Origin of the sequence: Qipengyuania sp. YIM B01966 (assembly GCF_016461955.1) — a bacterium.
GTDB lineage: Bacteria > Pseudomonadota > Alphaproteobacteria > Sphingomonadales > Sphingomonadaceae > QFOP01.
Genome location: NZ_JADMNM010000011.1, coordinates 38105 through 60096 on the forward strand (window position 1 = coordinate 38105; position 21992 = coordinate 60096).

17 protein-coding genes and 2 pseudogenes are annotated in these 21992 nt (G+C 60.6%); 10 read left to right on the top strand and 9 right to left on the bottom strand.

The genetic code is table 11. The annotated features are described in order from the left end of the window. Positions 1 to 38 precede the first annotated feature (38 nt). Positions 39 to 962 carry an EamA family transporter gene (locus ILT46_RS11040; protein WP_199504703.1) on the bottom strand — a complete coding sequence of 308 codons (924 nt, stop codon included), beginning with the start codon at positions 960 to 962 and terminating at the stop codon, positions 39 to 41. A 76-nt stretch (positions 963 to 1038) separates the two neighbouring features. Between ILT46_RS11040 and ILT46_RS11045 the strand changes: the two genes are divergently transcribed. Further along, complete coding sequence (locus ILT46_RS11045; RefSeq protein WP_199504704.1) at positions 1039 to 1515, top strand: Lrp/AsnC family transcriptional regulator; 477 nt, start codon at positions 1039 to 1041, stop codon at positions 1513 to 1515. Between the two features lie 38 nt (positions 1516 to 1553). On the opposite strand, the gene ILT46_RS11050 is transcribed toward ILT46_RS11045, so the two are convergent. Further along, the gene (locus tag ILT46_RS11050; protein WP_233397204.1) at positions 1554 to 2162 is read right to left on the bottom strand and encodes a TetR/AcrR family transcriptional regulator; all 609 of its coding nucleotides are present in this window, start codon (positions 2160 to 2162) and stop codon (positions 1554 to 1556) included. A gap of 96 nt (positions 2163 to 2258) precedes the next feature. Here ILT46_RS11050 and ILT46_RS11055 point away from each other — a divergent pair, with 96 nt between their 5' ends. The 4 genes from ILT46_RS11055 (at position 2259) to ILT46_RS11070 (ending at position 8949) form a co-directional block, all read left to right on the top strand. Then, positions 2259 to 3440, top strand: a complete 1182-nt coding sequence (locus ILT46_RS11055) for an efflux RND transporter periplasmic adaptor subunit (RefSeq protein WP_199504706.1) — start codon at positions 2259 to 2261, stop codon at positions 3438 to 3440. 3 nt (positions 3441 to 3443) lie between these two features. Further along, positions 3444 to 6680, top strand: coding sequence for an efflux RND transporter permease subunit (locus ILT46_RS11060; RefSeq protein WP_199504707.1), 3237 nt, complete (start codon positions 3444 to 3446; stop codon positions 6678 to 6680). After that, on the top strand, positions 6677 to 8119 hold the full coding sequence (locus tag ILT46_RS11065; RefSeq protein WP_199504708.1) for an efflux transporter outer membrane subunit: 1443 nt from the start codon (positions 6677 to 6679) through the stop codon (positions 8117 to 8119). The genes ILT46_RS11060 and ILT46_RS11065 overlap by 4 nt, the downstream gene beginning before the upstream one ends. Positions 8120 to 8415: 296 nt before the next feature. Beyond that, positions 8416 to 8949, top strand: a complete 534-nt coding sequence (locus tag ILT46_RS11070) for a hypothetical protein (protein WP_233397205.1) — start codon at positions 8416 to 8418, stop codon at positions 8947 to 8949. Between the two features lie 174 nt (positions 8950 to 9123). Here ILT46_RS11070 and ILT46_RS11075 read toward each other — a convergent pair. From ILT46_RS11075 to ILT46_RS11095, 5 genes and pseudogenes are all read right to left on the bottom strand, one after another. Next, positions 9124 to 10402 (bottom strand): annotated as a pseudogene (locus tag ILT46_RS11075) (transposase). 201 nt (positions 10403 to 10603) lie between these two features. Beyond that, positions 10604 to 13054 (bottom strand): SIR2 family protein, encoded by a 2451-nt coding sequence (locus ILT46_RS11080; RefSeq protein WP_199504710.1) that lies wholly within the window; start codon positions 13052 to 13054, stop codon positions 10604 to 10606. A 90-nt stretch (positions 13055 to 13144) separates the two neighbouring features. Then, on the bottom strand, positions 13145 to 15286 hold the full coding sequence (locus tag ILT46_RS11085; protein WP_370592427.1) for a family 16 glycosylhydrolase: 2142 nt from the start codon (positions 15284 to 15286) through the stop codon (positions 13145 to 13147). Positions 15287 to 15311: 25 nt separating this feature from the next. After that, entirely contained in the window at positions 15312 to 16145 is an 834-nt protein-coding gene (locus ILT46_RS11090) for a glycosyltransferase (protein ID WP_233397206.1), read from the bottom strand. Positions 16146 to 16171: 26 nt separating this feature from the next. Beyond that, positions 16172 to 17782, bottom strand: a complete 1611-nt coding sequence (locus ILT46_RS11095) for a carbamoyltransferase C-terminal domain-containing protein (RefSeq protein WP_370592428.1) — start codon at positions 17780 to 17782, stop codon at positions 16172 to 16174. 182 nt (positions 17783 to 17964) lie between these two features. On the opposite strand from ILT46_RS11095, the gene ILT46_RS11100 reads away from it, so the two are divergent. Further along, a complete protein-coding gene (locus ILT46_RS11100) occupies positions 17965 to 18144 on the top strand; it encodes a hypothetical protein (RefSeq protein ID WP_199504712.1) in 180 nt (59 codons plus the stop codon). A gap of 293 nt (positions 18145 to 18437) precedes the next feature. Here ILT46_RS11100 and ILT46_RS11105 read toward each other — a convergent pair whose 3' ends face one another. Then, complete coding sequence (locus ILT46_RS11105) at positions 18438 to 19046, bottom strand: SOS response-associated peptidase (protein WP_199504713.1); 609 nt, start codon at positions 19044 to 19046, stop codon at positions 18438 to 18440. Positions 19047 to 19471: 425 nt separating this feature from the next. Between ILT46_RS11105 and ILT46_RS11110 the strand changes: the two genes are divergently transcribed. Further along, complete coding sequence (locus ILT46_RS11110) at positions 19472 to 19990, top strand: hypothetical protein (RefSeq protein ID WP_199504714.1); 519 nt, start codon at positions 19472 to 19474, stop codon at positions 19988 to 19990. A 193-nt stretch (positions 19991 to 20183) separates the two neighbouring features. Then, positions 20184 to 20426: a hypothetical protein gene (locus tag ILT46_RS11115; protein ID WP_199504715.1), complete on the top strand. Its 243-nt coding sequence runs from the start codon at positions 20184 to 20186 to the stop codon at positions 20424 to 20426. Between the two features lie 234 nt (positions 20427 to 20660). Here the strand turns inward: ILT46_RS11115 and ILT46_RS11120 are convergent, their stop codons facing one another. Continuing rightward, complete coding sequence (locus ILT46_RS11120) at positions 20661 to 20837, bottom strand: hypothetical protein (protein WP_199504716.1); 177 nt, start codon at positions 20835 to 20837, stop codon at positions 20661 to 20663. Positions 20838 to 20865: 28 nt separating this feature from the next. Here ILT46_RS11120 and ILT46_RS12185 point away from each other — a divergent pair. Further along, positions 20866 to 21138 (top strand): annotated as a pseudogene (locus ILT46_RS12185) (excalibur calcium-binding domain-containing protein); the annotation flags it as partial. 207 nt (positions 21139 to 21345) lie between these two features. Then, positions 21346 to 21951: a thermonuclease family protein gene (locus ILT46_RS12190; RefSeq protein ID WP_233397213.1), complete on the top strand. Its 606-nt coding sequence runs from the start codon at positions 21346 to 21348 to the stop codon at positions 21949 to 21951. Positions 21952 to 21992 lie beyond the last annotated feature (41 nt).

The following is a 21992-nucleotide window of genomic DNA, read 5'->3' on the forward strand; positions in this document are numbered from 1 at the left end:
GGCTCTGTGCACGATCTTAGCTGCCATCGACAACAGCGTCAGACAGGCGCCTGCCCCGGACCAATCTGGTCCAGTTTCAACGACCCTTCACGATTTTTCTGGTTCGACCTGAGCCCCGCTCCGGCCGACGCCACAGCTATTAGGCCGATTGCCGCCCACTGGGTGATGCCGAGAACTTCGCCAAGAACGAGCATCCCGATCAATGCGCCGATTGCCGGTTCCGCGCTCATCATCGTGCCAAAGGTGTTCGAAGGCAGCTTGCTCAGAGCGACCATCTCTAGGCTGTAAGGAATTGCGCTGGACACAATCGCGACAACCAGTCCGAGAACAAGGACACCCGGAAGCAGTAGGTCCTGACCCGATTGCGCGATGCCGATAGGCGCAGCGACGATTGCAGCCACGATCATGCCGGCCGCACTCGCAGCGGGTCCGTGCTGTTCTCCTGCTCGCTTGCCGGTGATTATGTAGCAAGCCCAGAACAGGCCAGCCAATGCTGCAAGAATTAGGCCACGGTAATCCACCGCAGTGGCAGCCGAATGTATGGGCAGGAGCATGGCCAGGCCGGTTGCTGCCAGTCCGATCCAGACAAAGTCGGCTTTCTTCCGTGAGGTAGCGATGGCTACGCCGAGGGGGCCGATGAATTCGATGGCAATGGCAATACCAAGAGGTATGAATTGCAACGCCGAATACAGGGCAAGGTTCATGCCCGCGAGGCACAGCCCGTAGATGCCCAATGTTCGCCAATTGCCTTTCAGCGAAAGCCGCCAGGGCCGGAATACCAGGGCCATGATCACCGCCGCGAAGCCAAGTCGCAATGTCGTGGCTCCGGACGGTCCCACTAACGGGAACAGCTGCTTGGCGATTGTCGCTCCGCCACTGATGCAGGTCATCGCGACCAGCACCGCACCTAAGGCCATGAATTTTTCCGTGGTTTCGGAAGGTAGGGATCTGAGTTTCTCCATCGCTTGATTTTAGCGTCGGCCGGATTGAATCGTGATCGAAGTTGAAGCGTTTGCGATAAAGTTTATCGAGTAAGCGATGTCCGCTGAAAAATCCGATCTCGACCGGTTCGATCTCCACCTTCTCGAACTTCTACAACGCGATTCGCGTCAGCCTGCCTCAGTGCTTGCGGAGACGGTCGGTCTTTCTGCGCCGGCCTGCTATCGCCGTATCAGGCGCTTGCGCGAAATCGGTGCGATCGAAGGCGAGGTCGCGATCGTGAAGCCACGGACGCTGGGCTGGAACCTGTCCGTGATCGTCACCGTGATGCTCGACCGCGAAGACGGTCCGACAATCCGCGAGCTGATGGCGAAGATCGTGGACCACCCCCAGGTGGTCGACTGCACCAATGTCACGGGAGAAATCGACCTGATCGTCCGCATGGTGGCGCGTGACATGGAGCACTACGACGATGCCGTGATCGAACTTTTCGCCAATGACGAACGCGTGCGGAGTTTCAAGACATTCGTCGTTATTCGCGAAGCCCACTCGGCGTTAGTCAAGCCGACGCAGTGACTGGCAGTTGCGCCGGAACGCGAGGCTGGCCTGTTGCTTTAGAGCAGGCCCGCACCTCTCAGGAAGAGGTCGGTCCGGGCATCCAGTTCCTCGGGTGAAAGTTGCGGTGCCGCTCCATGCGTTATCGCCTCCTTGTGCGTGTCGCCCAGAAACATACTCAGGAAAGTTTCGGTCAAGACGAAGGGTGTGGAGCTCATCGTGCGGCCCTCGCGCTGCCAATGCTCGAACAGGTCCTGCAAGGATGTGCGCGTGGAACTTGCCGTCTTTTCATAAAATCTGCGTGCGAAATCCACGTCGCTTACACTTCGGGCAATCACGACCCGCACGAGTGCCAGCACCTCGTTTGAAAGAAAGCTGTCCCTCAAGTCACGTGCCAATCGATGCAGAATCGTCGCCGGGTCGCTAGATCCAGCCACTGCTTTCTGGATCAGGAGTTCGCTCGATGCCGCGCTTTCGAACACAACCGCGCTGAGCAACCCGTCCTTGTTCTCGAACAGCTTGTAGATCGTTGCGAGAGATCCCCCCGCCTGTTCAACAACCTGGCCGAGCGTCGTGCGTTCATAACCGTTCTTGATAAACAGGTCTCGCGCTGCCGCAATGATCGCATCACGGCGTTTATCCAACCTACCACATTCGTATTCGGCCAATTTTATCTCCAAACCGCAATTTCCGCACTTGCGAAGAAATGGCGTAATGAGCATTGCACGTGAAGCCTGCACACAAGCTGTATTGGGAATCCTAGCATGAATCGTCTGTTCGTCGGCATGGCCGTTACTCTGCTCGCCGCCGCCTGTGCCCAGCCTGAAGAGGCCCCGCAACAGCAGGCTGTGCCCGTTCAGGTTTATACCGTTTCGAATCAGTCGATTCCCAACGTCATCGAATTGCCGGGACGTGTCGAGCCGGTTCGCACTGCCGAAGTCCGCGCCCGCGTGACGGGTATCGTTCAGGAACGTCTATACGAGGAAGGAACCGATGTCGGTGCAGGCCAGCCGCTGTTCCGCATCGACCCGCGTGAATTGCGGGCAAGCAGGGCCCAGACGCAAGCAAGCCTCGAGCGTGCCCGAGCCACCGCTGCCAACGCGAGCGCAGTGGTCGAACGCTATCGTCCACTGGTGGCCGAAAACGCCATCAGCCGTCAGGAATACGACGCCGCCGTTGCTGCATCGCGCGAAGCGGCGGCCAACGTGGCGCAGATTCGCGCGCAGCTCGAAGCAGCAGACCTCCAGCTCGGCTACACCACGGTACGCGCCCCTATCGCAGGACGCGCCGGTCGCGCGGACATCACCGAAGGCGCTCTGGTCAGTCAGGCGGAAGGTACGCTGATGACAACTATCGAGCAGATTTCGCCGGTCTATGTCAGCTTTGCGCAATCGGCTAGCGAGGTGCTCGAGATCCGCCGTGCCGTGCGCGCGGGCGAGATTGACCTCGACCAGAACGATCGGGTTCCTGTCCGCCTGACCTATCAGGACGGTGCGGAACACCCGGTGGAAGGCTTCATAGACTTTCTTGCCTTCTCCGTCGACCAGGACACCGGTACGGTCGAAATTCGTGCGGAATTTCCCAATCCCAGCGGCTTGCTTCTTCCCGGGGAGTTCGTGCGTGCGCGGATCTTTGCTGGCCAACGGCAAAACGGAATTTCAATTCCCCAACGTGCGGTAACGGTGAGCGATACCGGCGGGTCGGTTTACGTGATCGACGGTGAAGGCATGGCGGCAGTGCGCCAGATCAAACTGGGAGCGTTGGTGGACGGTCGCTGGATCGTGCAGGAAGGTCTCAAGGCAGGCGATACGGTGATCGTCAGCAATCTTCAGAAAATCCGCCCCGGTGTCCCCGTCCAGGCCATGCGCTCTGGCGGAAAACCTGCGGCCGGAAAGCAGCCTGCGACGCCCGCCAAGCAATCCAGTGCAGCCGGTCGGGGCGAATAAGCCATGGCTCGCTTCTTTATCGACCGGCCCATCTTCGCATGGGTCGTTTCTCTCGGCATCCTGCTGGCAGGCTTCATTGCCCTGCGTTCGCTGCCGATCGAACAATATCCGGAAGTCGCCCCGCCTTCGCTGACCATCAGCGTGGCTTATCCGGGCGCTGATGCCGAAACGCTCGAACAGAATGTAACGCAAGTCATCGAGCAGCAACTCAACGGCGTGGAGGGCTTCCTCTACATGTCGTCATCGAGCCAGTCGAACGGAACGGCGAGCATCACTCTGACGTTCGAGGCCGGAACCGACATCGATATTGCGCAGACCGAAGTCCAGAACCGTCTGAGCACGGTCGAGGCGCGTTTGCCGGAGGCCGTACGGCGTCAGGGTATCACGGTGCGGCAGGCCAATGCCGGCTTCCTGATGATCGTCGCGCTGACCTCCGAATCCGGGCAGCTGGACACGACCGATCTCGGCAATATCGCATCCAATCAGGTGGTCGACGAGTTGCGCCGTGTCGAAGGTGTTGGCGATGTTACGCTGTTCGGCTCGCAATATGCGATGCGCATCTGGCTCGATCCCGAGGCACTCGCTTCCTACAATCTTTCTCCCAGCGCGGTTCTAGCGGCCATTCAGGAACAGAACGCCCAGACTGCTGGCGGCTCGATCGGCGCGCTGCCCTATGTCGACGACCAGCAGATCACGGCCAGCATCACGACCGAGGGGCGCTTTTCCACGCCGGAGGAATTCGAAAACATCATCCTGCGCGCAAATTCGGGCGCAGCAGTCGTGCGCCTTGGCGAGGTCGCGCGCGTCGAACTGGGCGCACAGAACTATTCCACCTCCACCACCCTGAACGGCCAGCCCATGGCGGGCATGGCCATCCAGCTCGCTACAGGGGCAAATGCCCTTGCTGCGGCAGAGGGCGTCAAGGCTCGAATGGAGGAACTAGCGACCGGGCTACCCGAAGGAACCGCCTGGTCTATTCCCTACGATACCACGCCATTCGTCGAGGCGTCCGTGGATGAAGTTGTCGTAACACTGATCGAAGCGATGGCGCTCGTCTTCCTCGTCATGTTCCTCTTCCTCCAGAACTGGCGCGCGACTCTGATCCCGACACTGGTGGTGCCGATCGCTCTGGCGGGCGCTTGTCTGGGACTGTGGATTTTCGGTTTCTCGATCAACGTGTTGTCGCTGTTCGGCATGGTGCTGGCAATCGGCATCCTGGTCGACGATGCCATCGTGGTGATCGAGAATGTCGAGCGCATCATGCGCGAGGAGGGGCTGCCGCCGCTGCAGGCCACGCGCAAGGCGATGGACCAGATCACCGGAGCCATCATCGGTATCACGCTGGTGCTGATCGCTGTCTTCATCCCGATGGCGTTCTTCCCCGGATCGACGGGGGGAATCTATCGCCAGTTCTCAGTCACGCTGGCGATTTCGATTTTCTTCTCCGCCGTGCTGGCGCTGTCTTTGACCCCCGCTTTGTGCGCGACCTTCCTCAAGCTGATCGATCACGATGCGGATGAAGCACTTGATAGCCCAGAATCAATTGTTGAAAGTGAACCGAAAACCGGTTGGCGCGGTATGCTGGAGCGTGTCCGCGCTGCGGTCGCCCGCTTCTTCGCGCGGTTCAACCGGTGGTTCGCGCGCATGACGACAAAATACGGGCGCGCCAACGATACCATACTTGCGCGCCCGATGCGGGCCTTTGCCGTATTCCTCGCGCTTGCCGCGGTAACTCTCCTGCTGTTCATGCGGCTTCCCAGTGGCTTCCTGCCGACCGAAGACCAGGGTTACCTGATCACCGCCGTCCAGGCGCCTTCGGGCGCCACGGTGGACCGCACCAACGAGGCCGTCGATCCGATCGAGGAATTCTGGCTGGCGCGCGAAGAGGTCGAGAACCTCGTCGTAATTCGCGGTTTCAGTTTCTTCGGGCAGGGTCAAAACAATGCAATGATGTTCGCCTCGTTCAAACCCTGGGAAGAACGCACCGCACCCGAAAGCAGCGCGGAATCGCTGATGCAGCAGGCAATGGGCAATTTCGCGGCGCTCGATTCCGCCATCGCTTTTGTCATCCAGCCTCCGTCGATCCAGTCTCTCGGTCAGGCGAGCGGATTTACGCTCAAACTGCAGGATCGCGGCGGTGTCGGGCGCGAACAGCTTACTGCGGCACGCGACCAGCTTTTGGGCATGGCATCGCAAAGCGCGCTCATCACCGGCCTGCGTCCAGAAGACCAGGCCGCGAGCCCGACCGTCGAAGTCACCATCGATCGTGTTCAGGCCCGCGCGCTCGGACTGTCGTTGACGGAAGTGAGCAATGCCCTGTCGATCAACTTCGGTTCTGCATACGCCAGCGATTTCAATCTCGATGGCCGCGTGTTGCAGGTGCTGGTACAGGCCGATGCGCAATATCGCATGACGCCCGAAGACGTGATGGCGCTGCGTATCCCCAACCAGCAGGGCGAACTCGTGCCGTTCAGCACTTTCGCGCAGGCCGAATGGTCCGCCGCGCCGAACAGCCTTGCGCGATATAACGGCTATCCTTCGATGACGCTTTCAGGGATGGCCGCGCCTGGAGAATCCTCCGGCGCCGCGCTCGACGAGATGGAACAGCTTGCCAGCCAGCTTCCGGCAGGCATCGGGTTCGAATGGACCGGCATTTCCTATGAAGAACGGCAGGCCGGTGGCCAGATCGGCCTTCTCCTGGGCCTGTCCGTCGTCATCGTGTTCCTGGTTCTTGCCGCGTTGTACGAGAGCTGGGCAGTGCCCTTTGCCGTACTTCTGATCGTGCCGATGGGCGTGCTCGGCGCGGTCCTGTTCTCGATGTTGCGCGGGCTGTCGGCGGATATCTACTTCAATGTCGGCCTCATCACCATCATCGGGCTTGCGGCGAAGAACGCGATCCTGATCGTCGAGTTCGCGATCGAGGAAGAGGCGGAAGGCAAGACGCGAATAGAAGCGGTCAAATCGGCGGCCCGTCTGCGTTTGCGCCCGATTATCATGACCTCTCTTGCGTTCACGATGGGCATGGTCCCGCTGATCCTCGCCAGCGGTGCAGGCGCAGCCAGCCGCATCGCGGTCGGTACCGGGGTGGCAGGTGGCATGATCGCCGCGACCGTGTTCGGTATTTTCCTGATCCCCATGCTGTATCTGCTGGTCCGCCGGAAGGTGAGCCGCCAGAATCCCAAGCCAACCGGTCACGGTGTCGGTGCAAGCCCGACACCTGCCGAAGGAGAAAGCGCATGAAGCCGCTTCAGATAAGCGTTGTCGCCATGGCCGCCGCGCTTTCGGGCTGTGTCAACATGGCCCCCGATCATGTCCGTCCCGAACCTGCTACCGCACCGGCGTTCGATGCAAGCTTGCGTCCGGATGGCAGCGCAGTCGCGTCGCAGCTGTCCTATCGCGACTGGTTCGCCGATCCGCGGCTCGAAGCATTGATTGCAGCCGCGCTGCAAAACAACCGCGATCTTGTTGCCGCCACCGCGCGGATCGAACAGGCGCGGGCGCAATACCAGATTCAGGACAGCCGCAGCCTCCCGACGGTCGTCGCCGATGGCAGCGGCGTTCGCACTCGGCAGCCTGTGTCCAGCGTCGATGCCGATGGACAGCCGATCACCGATTCCGTGACCACCAATCGCTTTCAGGTCGGTGTGGGCGTGACCGGTTTCGAACTCGATTTCTGGGGACGCGTCGCCAATCTCAGCGAAGCCGCGCGGGCACAGTATCTGTCGACCATCTGGGCGCAGCGCGCGTTCTACCTATCGCTGGTTGCCGATGTGGCCACGACCTATTTCGAAATCCTCGAAACCGAACAGCAGGTCCGCCTTGCCGAGGCGACCGCGGAAAGTCGGCAGGAAGGATTGCGCATCGCCAAGCTGCGCCTCGATGCCGGCGTCACCTCCGCGCTTCCCTTCCGTCAGGCCGAGACACTGCTCACGCAGGCAGAACAGCAACTTTCTGCAGAACGCCTCGCGCTTGCCCAACTCAGCAACCAGCTTGCCGTGTTGGTCGGCGGGCAGATCCCCGATGCGCTACCGCTGGGACTTACCTTGGGTGCGCAGATGGATGACCGCAGGTTGCAGGCGGGCCTGCCGTCCGAACTGCTGCTCGTCCGCCCGGATATTCTCCAGGCCGAGGAGCAATTGCGCGCCGCACGGGCAAATATCGGTGCAGCGCGCGCCGCTTTCTTCCCGTCGATTTCACTGACCGGCAGTGCGGGTATCGCATCGAGCAGTCTCGACGGATTGTTCGATAACGATGGCTTCACATGGAGCTTCGGACCAAGCATCAGCCTGCCCATCTTCGACTGGGGCGCACGCGAGGCCGATCTGGATCTCGCCCGTGCGCTGGAGGTTGAACAAGTCGCGATCTACGACCGGACGGTTCAGGGTGCCTTCCGCGAGGTGGCCGACGCGCTGGCAGGCCGACGCTACCTCGACGAACAGGTGGCCACGCTGGAACGGGCCGTAGAGGCACAGGAACGGATCGCGCGGATTGCGCAACTGCGTTATCGTGAAGGTGTTGCGGACTATCTCGAAGTGCTCGATGCCGAGCGCAACCTTTTCAGCGCCCGCCAGCAGCTGCTCGCCACGCGAAGGGCAGCCTTGCAAAACAGGGCCACGCTATTTGTGACACTTGGCGGTGGGTTCGAAGATGCAAATCTGAGGTCAGTTCGAACCGACTGAGAATCAGCGAGGCACAGCGGCCGTCAGCGACCGGCCCGTCCATTGCTTGGTGACGAATCACAATCGCTAGCAATTTCAAGCCAATGGCTTCCAATGGCTGAGCCTGTATCCCTCACAACTACGCGAAAGGCAGCTTTTGGGTTCGGACACAAGCAACGCGAATGTCCGAAATTGGGGCGCAAAGCAGTCATTGCGCTAAATGCAACTACCGGCGACGCCAAGTTGAGCAGGTAGGATATGCCTACACCCAGCGAGAATCGCCGGTGGATAACTGTTCAACTGTGGAGCACATTCTCATGTCCGATGTCTGGAACAACGTAACCATATACGGTCCTCAGATCGAGATCGAACGTTTCCGTAGCCAGTGCCTGAATCCGATGGAGACGGTAATTAGGGACGGCCAGTCTGGCTGGGACGGTTGCTGGTGCTCGATCGATGTGCCGACGTCGGCATCGACTTCCGCAGAACCTGAGCCAGTTCGACGTCACGGCCAGGAGGTCCTGAATTTTCAGCAATTTTCGCAGGATAGCCCTGTCGAGTTCTCATTTAGCTTCGACACCGATGGCGAATTTCCGACTCATCTCTTTGAGGACCTAGCAGATCACTTTCCACTTTTGGCTTTCGATTGCCATTGCATAGAGGAGGGAGACGCGTTTCTCGGTTACGGCTGGTACAACGCCCCCCCGGGTGGCGAAGAATTTAGCCAAGGTTTCTCTGTCCCACCGGACTATTGGACTACTGGCTGTGCGAAGAGGAGTCCTGAAGCAGAGTCCGACCATGACGCACGCATCGATAGATTGGTGCGAAAGCTTGTTGCCGAGTTGCACTGAGACACCTTATTTACGGCAGCGTCTACCCTGCAATGGGAATACCAGATGTCTGGACGTTGGCGGCCTCTTTGTAGATTTTCGCCGACAGAAATTGGGCCTAGTCCGTTGAAGAAGTCGCTGCTGAAGCGGTCGGACAGCGACGACTGACAGCGGACGAGCGTCCTTGCCGTCCGGCTAGGCGGGTGCGAGGCCCGGCCTCGGCCTCGTCTTGGCGAGTTTGCGGAGGTTCGGGGCTGCTGCGGCGAGGTGGAACTCGTCTTTCGCTCCATTGGGACCGCGCAGACGCAAGCGGTTCAGCTTGAGGATGCGCTTGAGGTGCGCGAACCGCATCGCGACCTTCTTTCGCTGGCGACTGGAGACGAGGAAGGCATCGCTGGCGGTGATCTCGCGGGTAAGATCTCGTGCGCCTTCGTGGACCGACCGGGTCACCTTGCGGGCTGGCATGTTGGGCGTGCACCGTTGCCGCAGGGCGCAGGCCTGACAGTCTTGCTGCCGGGCGCGGNCCATCTTCGTGGTCATAAGTGAAGGCCGATCGCTCGAAGGTGCCGTTGTTGCGCGCGGATTTCTCGAACACCGGGATATGCGGCTCGATGCCTCTCTCTTCGACCAGCCAGGCCAGGTTCGGCGCGGAGCCATATGCGGTATCGGCAACCAGCTTCTCGGGCCACAGGCCGAAGCGGTCCTGCGTGCGCTCGATCATCCGGCGCTGGGCGAGCACCTCGGCCTGCCTGATGGCGGTCGTCGCCTCGACGTCGACGATGACGGCGTGGTCGAGATCGATCAGGTAGTTGGTGCTGTAGGCGTAAAACGCCCGCTCGCGCGTCGCCGCGGTCCAGCGCGCAGCGGGATCGGTGAGGTTGATGCGCTTGGGCCGAACCGGGGTCGATCCGCCGAACGCGGCATCGTCGAGCACCTCGAGATACTCGGTGACCGCACGTCCGGCGGCTTCGGGCGGCAGGCCTTCTTCGCCCGGCACCGAACGCTGGCGATGCACGTCGGCGCGGATCAAGCTGGCATCGACCGCAAAGCCTTCGGCGCCAACGAGCCCCTCGGCCATGCAACGCTCGACGGTCATCTCGAACAGCTTGCGCAACAGGTCGCTGTTGCGGAACCGGCCGTGGCGGTTCTTGGAGAAGGTCGAGTGGTCCGGCACCGCACCGTCCAGATCGAGCCGACAGAACCAGCGATAGGCGAGGTTGAGGTGCACTTCCTCGCACAGCCGCCGCTCCGAGCGGATGCCCATGCAATAGCCGATGATCAGCATCCGGATCATCAGCTCGGGATCGATCGATGGCCGACCCGTCTCGCTGTAATAGGGCCGCAGGTGCTCGCGGATGCCGGAAAGATCGACGAACCGGTCGATCGCGCGCAGCAGGTGATCGTTCGGCACATGGTCCTCGATGCGGAAGCTGTAGAACAGCGCCTCCTGCATCACCGTCCGCTCACCCATCATCACCGATCTCCCGAATGCCGGGTCAAATGAATCAGCAGGTTAGCCCGTCCGCAAGGGGAGTTTTTCAACAGAATAGGGCCGTTAGCTGTCTGACAAATTTCGGGTCACTATGCGTTGTAAGCGGACCTTTGTTTTATGATCTTGATTATCGCAGATGCCCATGACGAATTGCCGAGGCCAACGCCTCAGAGCGGACGTCAGTTATTCAAGCTCTCCAATCAGCTCTGCCTCCATCTGATCAGACCCCATTTCGGAAAGGATATTCGCCTCGAGGCGCTCGAAGTGCCTTATCAGCGAATTCATCTCCGGGTCGGCCAAGCGGTCTGCCGCCTTATACAGCTTGTCGATCGCATCATCGAACGCCGCGCGTTCTCCGCCATAGCGAAGAATACTTATGCCAACCTTGCAATAGGCCGAGAAGACCCCGGCCGAGTTGGGATGACGCCGCGTGCCCACGACCGCTAGCTCCTTCGCCTTTTCAAGGATGGCAAGCCGATCCTCGAGGAGAATGCCAAGGCTGTTCGTCGCCCGTGCAATCATCAGTTCGATCTTCATACGAGTGACTGGCGCGTCGATCTTGAAGTCGTTTTCGAAGATGCGGATCTCGGTTTGGGCCTGATCATAGTGGCCCATGTCAGTTAGGTTTCGGATCAGGCGGTGCCGAGGGACGCGTTGGCCCGGGATCAAAGATACGATCTTGCGAAGCAGCCGGTTCTGAACGCTCTTGTCCGCAAGTTTCGGAATGCCGGTGTAGACATTGCAGAGCTCGATCAGCGAACGTACCTCGATATCGTAGGATGGCGCCGCTGTGTCGATGACCTGGTCGTAGAGAGCCACGACCTTGTCCACTTCGCCGTATTTGTATTTCGCGATGATAGCGCTGATGACCGGGTGGCGTCCTCGCCACCCATAGATATGGCGCTTTTCGTTGATCGTGTACTCGCTGACGATATCGGTCATGTTGTCGAGCAGGGCCATTGTGCTCTGCATCGGGATGCCGAGCAGGCGGATGATCAGCTGGCGATGAACCTTCACGCCCGCGTTCTCCAAGGCAGCCACGAGACGGTATACGTCTTGGAACTGTTCCTGCAGCTCTGCAAACTCGCGTAGGATGATGTTGTCGAAGCTTTCGGATGCAAAGATGTTACGCATACATACGAACATGTCGGACTCGCAGCGATCCGTAAGACGGCGGCGCTTCTCTGCTCGACTAAACCCTGAGAAACTTGTCTCCACGATCTTTGCCAGATCGGCACTGGTGTCCACGAGTGATAGTAGCCTCTCGATCTCCGCGCCATCAACCTTGGAGAGGATGTAAAGCTTGCCGCGCTTGTAAATATTCGGAGACTTGATCCTCGGCTTCCAGTGGTTGCGGCTCGACGCGAGAATTATGACGAGAGATGAGATTTCAGCGTGCGAAAGGCCATCGACTAAGTCGTTGACCTCACGAAGGTGCATATGAGCCTCATCAATGAAGAGCGCGCCCCTCCTCCCATCCTCTGCCAGCGTACGCGCTAACGAAACCCATTCCGAGGAGTCTAGCGCGAGATCGACGCGGTGCTCCCAACAGCTCATTCCCTGCTTCGTCAATGAGGTAAGCACCTGGCGCCCTGCGGTCGTTTTACCCACGCCGCTAGCGCCTACTAACGTCAGGCAAATGCTCTCTCCGCCCATCGCCTGCGCAATCATGTTCGCCGCCACAGAGCGTTCGAAGGTCAGCCCTTTGTTAATGTCAGCGTAGTTCGCCGGCCAACCAGTGAACATGCGGCTTACGTCCGGAACGGCCGTATCGATCTGATGCTTAACGTCCGTCACGGTCGGCACCAGCTTGGGGTAGTTCTCGATGATTGAATCCGAAGGCAGGTAGTCGAACTGAGGCCCCGGCGATCTTTTCGCCAACTGAACGAAGAAATCGTCAATGCCGCCGAAAACGACATTAATCCCTTGGCCGCGGTACAGGTCAGCGCGAGCCTCATCCCGCTGATACATTAGCAGGCTAATTCGGCCGCCGACCATCGCCTTGGTGTTAAGCTGAAGTGCTCGAGTGATGAGAGGCTTTATGTCGTCATCCGACAGTGAGCTGCCAATGATCACCAGATCCGACTCAGCCATGTCCATCTGCAGCGCAGTGAACATGTGTTCTCTGTAATCTTGGGCCAGATTGTAGTCTGACTCCGTCAAAATCATGCGAGACTGGTCACCAAATGCGACGTCTTTTTCGAGCGTTCCATGGATTTTGTAGAGGCGAGTCTCGGCAGTCCGACTCGTGTTTCCAAAGTCGAAATTTGAGGTAAAAAGGCCGATGGGTTTCGCCTTTCTCTTGAAAGTCTGCTCGATAAGGTCATCGTAGTTTGTCGTGTAGATTGATTTCCAATCGTAGATAGGCAGATTTAGCAATCCGGCTGTTGGCTTCAGGTTCTTGAAGAGGCTGCGCACCTCCGTGATCATCCTCCGCCTGTCCTTCGAGCGTTGCTCTATGAGCTCCGTAAACTCGGCGAGGCTGAACCCGGCAGAGGGAATTGAGAAGCGGCGCGAAAGGTGATCGATGATTGCTTGGGGCGTTGGAGCGTTTGAGGGTATCGAAGAGCCAGCTCCGAACAACAGAATGGTATGATCCGGGCGCAACTCCCGAACAAGCGCCTCAAGTTCCATGCATCCCCCGATCAAAGCTCAACGTGCCGGCCGACCGGCTTCAAGCGATGAAGTTGCTGTAAGTCGGACGCAGAAGCAACGACTTAAGAATCAAGCGCGGCGAAATTTCGTGTCGCCTGGCTGTTGCGGCTGATCGCTCACCGTTGCATTTCTGAAGTAGGCCGTCGCCTTTTGGAGGGAGGGTTCTGCCGCTCCAGCTAGCTCTACCGAGCGTGGTGCCCACAGGTTTGCGTGAAGCGCCATCGGCAGGTGGGGGATGGGCGTCGGATCCCAACTCCCGCGCTCGTGAACCAGTATGTCGTCGACGAACCAGCGGATCCGGTCGGGTGACCACTCTATCGCGTAGCGGTGAAACGCCTCGCTCGCGTCAAACTCAAGGTCGATTGAGTGGGGGGAGCCTCGATAGCCGTAATCGAGAGCTGCCCCCTCATCCCCAGGGTTGAAGTACACGTTGAGGAGTACGCGTCGCAGATTATTGCCCGTTATCTCCACGTCGATCTCTTGTCGGGGAGCCGATCGGTGCAGAAAGAAGCCAGTCACCAGGCCTGGGCCCCGCGCCGCGCGCATCTCGATCTCAAAGCAACCGTGAAGGAAACGCCGCGTCGACGCCAGCGCGCCGGAGCGGAAGGGGCGATTGCCCGCGTCAGTCGGGGCTAGCGAGACGGCCGCGCCCAATGCCCCGTGATCGACCGCGTCTGGTCGGAACATGGCACGATTGCCCGGAAAGGTTCCGAGGATCGCTGGCATCTCGCTCGAAGGCGTCGTGAGCGGCCACCGTTCCTCGAGGTGGTCCCTGAAATTCGGGAAGCGCAATTTGCGAATCTGTATTGGCCAGCCCTCCATATTGGCGATTGCCCAAGGAGTATCGTCCATCGGCAGAGGCGAGGCTGTCGAAAGGTCATCCGTCGGGAAGCTGACGGATATCCTGCCGTCCCTGAACAGCCGCCAATCGCTCGGCGGGCCGAGGGGGAAGGGTTCGGTCGGGGCACTCGTCTGCGTAAGCGCGCAGATCGGTGGCCACCAGTGATCCCCCGGGCCGTCTTCCGGGAGGATGGTCCATGCTAAGGCTCGACCGTGCGGTGGAGCGACCACGTTCGCGCTCGAGGGTTCCAAGATCAGACCGGTGGCAAGTTCTTCGAGCCGCGCGGGCAGCTCTTCAGGCGGAAAAGGCGGATCAACGATGGCGTCGAAAGTGTCGAACAGGTCTGCCAGTGCATCTCCGCATGTGACCGTCTCTGCGCCATCGCACGCGAGCACTCGCAGGCCCAGCATAGATAGCGCCATGGCTAGCGGCTCGCGCGCGCCGCGACGAGTCCAGGCGATCAACCGGACCTTGGAGGGCCTGACGGGCCCGGGAAGGGTCTGCGCATCGACGATGCCCGCCGTGGCGAGGAAGGGTAAGACGGAATAAGCGTTGTCGGATCCTGCGTCTGGGCGCTGGAGGATCGCCGGCTTGGTCATGGCGAGCGCCCCTATCCGATCGAATTGCCGGTTCATCCACATGTCCACGGGACCCACAACCGGCATGGCGCTTAGGAGCATTTCGGCTCCGCGACGGGAGATGACGTAGCCGCACAGGAACCAAAGACCGCGAATTGGACGGAACACGTGCTCGCTGACGTCAGCGCGCTCGCAGGTCCCGCCAGCGTCCTCGTAGGATAGATAGAGCATGGTCGGCCCTCGTCCATCGCTGCGGCTCGTGGCCTCTCGCCAGGCCCGGTCGATCGATTTGGCAGCCCCAAGTCGGAACCAAATGTCGTCCTCCACGATGAGGACGTGCTCCGCGTCGCCCGCCACAATCGCCTTCCAGACCTCGATGTGGGACTTGGCGACTGCGACCTCTTGGCGCGTCATCGTCACGGCCGCGGCGCCTCCAAAGCAGGCTTTGAGCCTCTCGTCCGGCTGCACGTGCAGCTGGTGCTCCAATGCGTAGCGCGGATCCACGTCCGCGGTCGCGGCAATCGCCCTGCCATCCCGCGCGTCAACTGCCGGCAGACGCGTGACCAAATCGGCTAGGCGTCGGCCGTCAGCGCTTTCGAAGCGGCTCAGTTCGCGCAACGTCCGCGTGAGTCGACGATGCTGTCGGTCGAGATTGATGACGACAATTGTCCCGATCTGCCCAACGCCGCTGCCGAAGGCGTCCAACCGTCCACCTGGCAGCGTAGTCGCCAGCCTACGGTAAAGCCGGAATGCGGCGGCCATGAAGGCCTTGGCGGGCCGCTCGAGCCTCACCTTCCCATTCCTGCCAACGACCGCCTCAGCATCCGTAGACGTTGCGCCAGTTGCGCTCGTCTCCGCGATAGGAGAGATCCCAGCGCATCTCCGCGATCTTCTCCCAGTCGCGGATCAGGCTGAAGTCTAACGCGTCGTCTCGCGCGAGAAGCTCGCGGGCATGCGCGGCCACGATCGTCGTGAGATTGCCGGGGCCGGTCGTGGCCTGAATCTCCGGTCGGCCTTCGGCCGCCACTAGTAAATCAGTCGCCCGCAGGAGGGCCTTCAGGAGGATCGGATGTCCGGCAGGCCCGGCTATGGGATCGTTGTTCACGTAGAAGTTGCGCTCGCCGGCTGGCAGGTCGCTTCGCCAGATGTTTGCGGAATCCATCATGCCGCCAGCGGAGATGTCGTAGCACAGTGGCTGCAGTTTCAGCTTGCCGTCCTCGAAAAGGCGGGTCCAGCCGTTGCCGAGAAGCACGTCGTCACAGTCGACGTACAGGCCGCCTTCGCAGGCCAGCACGCACAGCCGCAGGTAGTCGCTGCGCATCGCAGGATGGCTGCAGCGGAGGAACGCCTGTGCGTGCAGGTGATCGTAGCGCTCTAATATGTAGCCGTGCGCAGCGGCATCATCGAAAATCCGTATGGCGAAGCCGTCTCCGGCAAGCCGATCCCACGTCGACATGCAATCGGCCACATCTTCCGGAAGCGCGGAGTGGTCGTGCCAGAAGCGCACTAGGTTGCGCGGTATGTCTCCTGGAGGCCCGCAGGATTGGCAGGCAGGGTCTGCGCCCATCTCCATCGTGACGATGTCGTGGATCGCGGATGACCGAAGCTTCTCGTCATTCTCGAACCCGGGATGGAGCGAGGCGATGCGCAACCGGGCCCTCTCGGAATCACCCGGGGTCACGCTGGCGTGGCAAGGCACGATAGGACCGGGACGGGTGCCTTTGCGCTGAGGCGCTGGTAGGCTTGGTAGTTCGGCGACTGCCTGAGGAGATGTATACGGCCATCCACGACGAAGCCATCGAGGCCGTGATCCCTGGTGTAGACGTCGAGGTCACCGATGTCGTTGATGAAGCCCTTCCCCTTAAAGTTCAGCGAGGTATTGCAGAGGACGCCGAAGCCGGTTCTCGCCCGGAAGGAGGTCAGCAGCGCGTGCAGGTCGCGGTTGGACTGCGCAGTGACGGTCTGTATGCGCGCCGTCCCGTTGACGTGGGTGACGGCGCAGAGGCGATCGGTCGTCGCCGTAAAGGTGTAAAGCATGTGCGGGCTCTCGCCGTGGCAGCCGAACCATCGCTCCGCATCCTCAATAAGGCATACGGGAGCGATAGGCCTGAATTGTTCACGTTGCTTGATGACGTTTAGCCGCTGACGCGTCGAATCGCGGAACGGCGCGGCGAGGATCGAGCGGTTGCCGAGCGCGCGCGGTCCTATCTCGTATCGGCCATGTACCCATCCCAGGATGAGGTCGTGCGCGAGGAGATCGGCCACGAGCGCGTTGTCGCGTTCGAGGACGTCGTAGGCATCGCGCTCAAACGGCACATCTGCGCGGAACCGGAGGCCGGCATAAACATCCCACGCGATCTTTGGGTCGCCGGTCAGCCGGTACTGGGCGTCGATTGCAGTGCCGATGGCTGCTCCGCTGTCATTCGGGACAGGAGGGACGAACACCTCTGAGAACAGGCCGCTCCTGGCCCATCCGCTATTCCAGTCGCAGTTCAGGCCGCAGCCGCCCGCGATGATGAGCGGGCGTCCGGGCTCGAGGTTCTCGCGCGCGAAAGCTTCGAAGCGCGAGAAGATGGCATCGCTATAGATACCCGCGAAGTCTCGAAAGTCGGGATCTTCGACCCCGGCATCGCGATGGGGAGCTTGTTCTAGGAGCGGGTAGTCCGAAAGGTTGCGGTAAGGTCCGTCAAGGAGGAACTCCAGAAGCGCCTGCTCTTCCGCCGTGGCCGCCAAGCGCTTTGAAAACGAGGCGAGCGCCATGAGCTTGCCGGCATCCGATTGCCGGGGATAGGGCCCGTCCTTTGGGAACGTGGGATCCGCGAGCCCATAGATTAGGGCATAGCGGTTGCCTGGCTGCGTCAGGACATCACTGAGGATGCGGATTTCGCCCCTTATGTCGATCTCGTAGAAGGTCCCCATCTCCCCTTCCCACACGAGGGCGTAGCAGGGCGTCCCCTTGGGCAGCGGCGACATCCCAAACGCGCACATGATGTGGGAGCGCTCGTGAGAGGACGAGAAATAGTCGGCTTGCCCTCGCAGGAACCGTGCCGTCTCGTGGATGGCGAGCGCCTCGCCTGTGCCGCGATAGCCCCCATTTCGGCGGGATCCGTGGAGGAACTCGTAATGGTCGAGCGGCCACCAGCCGCTCATGCAAATGACGTCCGGAACGTTCGACAGCTCGCCCGCGACGTCAAGAACGTCCGCCACCGAGACAGCGGAATGACGGTAGTTCGATCCTTTCTCGGACTCTATCGAAAAGCACAGACGTGTTTCCTCGATCAGGGCCACGGCACCGTCATGGCCGGGATTGTACGACAGGATGCGCAAGTCTTCCTCCCCCCTCTGAGATTTACTTTTTACTGGCATTCCGGGTTTGACAAGCGAATAGTTCCTTTCCAATCGTGTGAATGTACGCTGGATCCGATTTAGTGGAGGATTTGGCCGACGACTGCGTCAGACGACTTGTCCGGGTGATCAAGGCCCATCTCGGTCAGGACGGTGAGATCGTCGAGGGGCTAGTGATCGCGTCAGGCGCGGAAGACAAGCTCCACTACGCGCTTATCGCGGTGCCCTCAGTCTCGTTCAAAAGCTACGAGGTCGAGTTCCGACTCAATGACGGACCCTCCTTCAAAGAGTTTGCGCGCACTTAAAGGGCGGGCCTGCGATTAAGCGACGTCAACTCACCTCGAGTGCGTGTGGAAGGCTCCACGCCACAACGACTGCTTTGAAGCTGCATGGCCCTATGATGCAACGGCAAAAGTTGGGGCCCAAAGCGGACGTCAGCGAGGCAGATTGACGAAAATTCACCCATGATTGGAGTGCCCACCTTCGTCCCTCATGGGCCCCCACAGGCAGCGGAACTCACGGCGATTGTGCTCCACCCGCACTTTCCACTGCATTGGTAAGCACTTGCCACTGGTGGCCAAGCGCTATTTCTGCTTTCTCATTTGCTCCGGCTCCAGCTTTCTTCGGTGCGCTTTATGGTCACTGCCCCGCGCCACGGCTTGCACAGCGAAAACGCAGCCTCAGGTGAGCCATCGGTCCACACAGCGTGATCGTCAGCGGCCAGCAACACCGGCATCCGGTCATGGACTGCGGCAAACGCCTCGCTGGCATCCGTCATCACCATCGAATAAACCGGTCCCCATTCATCGCTATCGCGCCAGATGCCGGCAATGGCGAAGGCCTCGCGATCCGGCAGCGATAACCAGGTGCGCGTCATCGCGCCGCGCTCGCCCTCGGCCTCGGCCCATGCATCAGCCGGGATCAGGCATCTCCGCTCGGCAAAACTGAAGCGCCACATAAAGCTGTCGAGCTTGTCGGTGCGGGCATTGTTGACCGGGCGCGGCTTGAGTGGTTGACCGGTCTTCTTCGATCGCTGCGCCAGCGGAAAGCCCCAGGTCATCGAACGGACCTCGCCCCCCGCCACCACCAGCCCCGGATATTGCGGATAGACCAGCTCGCCATGATTGCTGCCGGCGGCGTTATTGATCGCCCGGAACAGGTCGGCAATTTCGGCCGCGGTGCGGCGGTTGCTGTAGAGGTTGCACATCAATCATTACCCTCGCAGCAGTCGGCGCATTCGCTTTATGTTGCGCTCCGAGGGCTGCCGGTCAACAGGGCGCTGCGATGGATTGACCCGTGCCCCGCGCCGGTCGCAGATGCTGCATCGGACCCGCTGCCCGACCTGAGCAAGCGACAACTTCACCCCGAACCCCCCTGGCTTGTCGAAGCGCCTGCCCAACTCGTCGGGATCAACCACAATGGTCCACGGGCAAGACCGGCACGATAGCTCGACGGTGAAGCCATGTCGCGCCACCTCGCAGAGCAAATCGAGCCGGTGATTCCCCATCGCTGCGGAATGGAACGGAACAGGAACGGCGGTCAACACCTCGAATCGATTGACCGCCGCCAGCTGCAGCCATAACCACTTTGGAGTGGCTGACTGGGGTCAGCCTATTTTTAGGGGGTCATTCGATGAAGCACGTGTTTGGCGCTGCCATGTTGCTGGCAGCCGTTTCGCCTGTACCGGCCGTGGCGCAGGAGGCACCTGTTGCGGTTATCCAAGTGCCTGCAACCGCGCCCGCTGCACCGGCTGCGACACGCGCATTGCCGCCGTCAACTCAGATCGTTGTCACTCCAACCGAGGAAATCTCCTCGAAGCATGTGGAGGAAGGGCAGCGCGTCAATTTCGTTACCGTTGGCGATGTGGTCGATAATGGTGCGGTGGTCATCCCACGCGGTTCCGCAGTTCAGGCGACGATCACCTGGAAGACTGGGCGCGCGATTGGCGGTAAATCAGGCAAATTCGAGGTTACATTCAACAGCGTCACCGTTCGCGGCCAGGACTACCCGCTGCGCGGAATGCACCGCCAGGAGGGGCGAGGCAACACGCTCGGCGCCGTGCTCGGGTCGATCCTGATCTCGGGCCGCTCGGCGGTAATGTTGCCCGGCCAGGAGGTGACTGCCTTTACAGCGACCCAAATTCCATACTGAGTTTCGCGGGGGGCACTCCTAATCGGGTGCCCCAAATACATGGCCTGGGTCCCCTAGCATACCGGCATGTATATGGCGCTGCCATTCTGGTGGCGGCCATTTCGCCTGCGACCATCGCGGAGGAAACGCCGGCTGCGACCGCACCTGCAGCATATGCCACCGTGCCCGCGCCGATCATTGCTGCGCTGCCGCCGTGCGAAAGATCGTCGTTACGCTGATCGAGGGGGCTTCCTCCAAGCACATTGAGGAGGCGCAGCGCGTCCAGTACGTTACTGTGAGTGATGTCATCAACATTGGTGCAGTGGTTAACCGCGCGGCTCTTCCGCTGCCGGAACAAACACATGGAAAATCGCTCGCGCAATCCACCTGGCGATCGGCGGTCATCATTCCCGGGCAGGAAGTGACCGCGTTTAACGCTGTGGATATTCCGTACTGAAGGGCGCGCGCGCTCCCGAGCGAGCGTCGCAATACCTGCGTCGCCATGCCTTTTTCCAGATACAGACGCAGATCATCTGCATGGCGACCGGCGGCGGGCTGCGCCTGACACAGACGTTCCGGCGCCGGCCGGAAATTGCCACGATGCGGTGATGGACTTCGGTCCGGCCACCGCGGGCCCCCTCCGTCCCGACCGAGATATTCAACACAGCCGCGGGAGCGGGGTGGACTTGCTTCAGTGCTGCGTGCCGAACATCGCGAACAGGCCCGCCAGCACCCACCAGGCCAGCGGAATGATCCAGAGCAGGAACAGCAGGATTGCCTCCAGCTCCATCTTGTCCGGGTCGTCCATATCGTGACCGGTGCCGAATAAACGCGTTTCAGGAAACAGGTTTATGGTAACATAAGCCATGGCGCGATTCCTCTTCTTCGTCGGCGCGATGCTCACATGGGCTTTTTCAGCCTCGACATCTGACGCTCATCCCGGCCGGACTGCGGCAGATGGCTGTCATTACAACCGGAGTGTCGGCACCCGCCATTGCCACGGCGGCAGCACGGCACGTCCGGTCCGGCCGGCCCCGGCACGCGCTTATCAGGCTCCAACGTCGCGGACCGCCTTCCGCAACTGCACTGAAGCCCGCCAGGCCGGCGTTACTCCGCTACGCCGCGGCCAGCCCGGATATGGTGCACATATGGATGGAGATGGTGACGGCGTGGCATGCGAAAACCCGGCCCGGTCGACAGGAGCCGGTGATAACAGAGGTTCCTCAACTCCGTCCCGTTACGCCGGCCGGGCGGACAACACCCCTGCGAACAGTGTGCTGGTCCCGTCACCTTCCTCGATCCCTGACGGGAGGTTCAATCGCGACCGCTCGCCTGCCGGTTCAGCTCCGGCAACATTGATGGGCGAAGCATCTAGTATGACCGAAATCGTCGGCTTCGCCGCAGTGGTGGATGGTGACACCCTGCGTATCAACGGCCTGCCGGTCAGACTGTTCGGCATGGACTCATTCGAAGCTCACCAGCGATGCGTCAGCGCCGGCCGCGAAAGTACTGAGTGCGGCCAGCAGGCAACAATCGAACTTGGCAGGCTCGTCGCCGGGCGGGAAGTGCGCTGCACTCCTCGTTCGGCGGACAGCTACAATCGTACAGTCGCAACCTGTCTGGTGGGGTCGAAGGACCTTGCTCGCGAGATGATCCGACGAGGCCTTGCAGTTGCGCTCCTACAGTACTCGCTGGATTATCTGGATGTCGAACGTTCGGCGCGTGAAGCGCGTTCCGGTGCCTACGCAGGCACATTCGAAACACCGTCAGCCTATCGGGCCGGGCGACAGGCTGCTCAACCAAGTGCGCGCGCGGCAATCCTGCCGTCGACACAATGCCAGATCCGTGGGAACATCAACAATCGCGGCGAGCAGATATATCATCTTCCGACCAACCGCGATTGGGCCAAGGTCCGCGCGGAGCAGCTCTTCTGCAGCGAAGAAGATGCTATAAGAGCGGGTTTCAGACCGGCGAGAAACTGACCGATCACCATCGGAATTGGTCTGAGCCCGAAGTTTCTACC